The organism is Streptomyces sp. NPDC055749 (assembly GCF_053617235.1).
In genome coordinates, this window is record NZ_JBSHFH010000080.1 from 1 (window position 1) to 1,507 (window position 1,507).

Annotated in this window: 1 protein-coding gene; it reads right to left on the minus strand. The window is 73.3% G+C overall.

Annotation, left to right across the window (positions count from 1 at the left end; all coding sequences use genetic code 11):
• Positions 1 to 143 precede the first annotated feature (143 nt).
• Positions 144 to 1,382, minus strand: a complete 1,239-nt coding sequence (gene aroA, locus ACWGO0_RS35035) for a 3-phosphoshikimate 1-carboxyvinyltransferase (protein WP_453544134.1) — start codon at positions 1,380 to 1,382, stop codon at positions 144 to 146.
• Positions 1,383 to 1,507 lie beyond the last annotated feature (125 nt).

Consider the following 1,507-nt stretch of genomic DNA (forward strand, 5'->3'; position numbering starts at 1 on the left):
CGTCTGGTGCGGTGCATCGCAAGGCGCCGGAGCGTCCTAATAGCGGAGCTATTCGGGCGTTTCGGCAACGCCGCGAGGTGCCGTGCCAGACGCCGCGCCCTATCCGGCCCTGATCCGCCGGACAGGCCCCTCGCCCAGGAACCCTAACCGGCTGCGGTGACAGCGAAATCCGCGAAGGTCTCGTGGAAGCGCGGGAACGTCTTGCGTACGCAGCCGGGGTCGTCGTACGTCATGCCCGGCGCGCGCAGCCCGGTGACGGCGAACGACATGACGATGCGGTGGTCGCCGTGGGTGGTGATCTCGGTGGGGCGAGGAGTGCCGGGGTGGATCTCGATCCAGTCGTGACCCGTGTGCACGGTGATGCCCATGCGCCGGAGGTTGTCGGCGCAGGCGTCGAGCCGGTCGCACTCCTTCACCCGGGTGTTGGCGACGTCCTCGATGCGGACGGGCGAGGAGGCGAACGGTGCGATGGCCGCCAGTGTCGGCATCGTGTCGGAGATGTCGCGCATGTTGACGGTGAGGCCGGTGAGGGTGCCGGTGGAGCCGACGGTCGTCGCGTCCGCCGTCGTACGGACGTCGGCTCCCATGCGGCGCAGGACGTCGACGAAGCGCAGGTCGCCCTGGAGCGCGTCCGTGCCGAGGCCGGGGACGGTGACCTCGCGTCCTGTGAGGGCCGCGGCGGCGAAGAAGTAGCTCGCGGTGGAGGCGTCGGGCTCGACGGCGTAGGTGGTGGGGCGGTAGCCGCCGGGAGGGACGGTGAAGGTGTTCCCCTCCCGGCTCACCTCCACGCCGAAGCTCCGCATCATCGAGAGGGTGATCTCGATGTACGGCGCCGACACCAGCTCGGTGACGTCGATGCGGAGGCCCTCGGCGGTGAGCGGTCCGAGCATCAGCAGGGCGGTGAGGTACTGCGACGACTCCCCCGCGTCCAGGGTCAGTTCGCCGCCCTTGATGCCGGACGCCTCGATCCTCAGCGGATGGTGGCCCTCGGCCTCCTCGTGGCGCAGGTCGACGCCGAGGGTGCGCAGAGCCTCGGTGAGCGGGGCGAGGGGGCGGCGGCGCATCTGCGCGGAGGCGTCGAAGCGGTAGCTGCCGGAGGCCGCGGCGGCGGCGAGCGTGGGCAGGAAGCGGGCGGTGGTGGCGCCGTCGCGGCAGTACACGTCGGCTTCGGGGAGCGCGGGTCCTGCCGGGCGTCCCTCGATGTGCCAGCGGTCCGGCTCCCGGGTCACCGCGTAACCGAGACGGGTCAGCCCCTCCGTGAAGCCCTCGGTGTCGTCCGAGTGCAGGGGACGTACGAGGGTGGTGGTCCCGTCGGCGGCGGCGGCCAGGAACAGCGCGCGGGCGGTGACGGACTTGGAGCCGGGGATGTGGATGACGGTCACGGGCACCCATCCTGCCGTGCGGCGGGCGTACGGGCGGGGGGGGGGCCCCCCGGGGGGGGGGCGCCCCCCCGGGCGCCGCGCCGGGGGGGGGGGGGGGGGTGGACGAGGGCGGGGGGGCCCCGGGG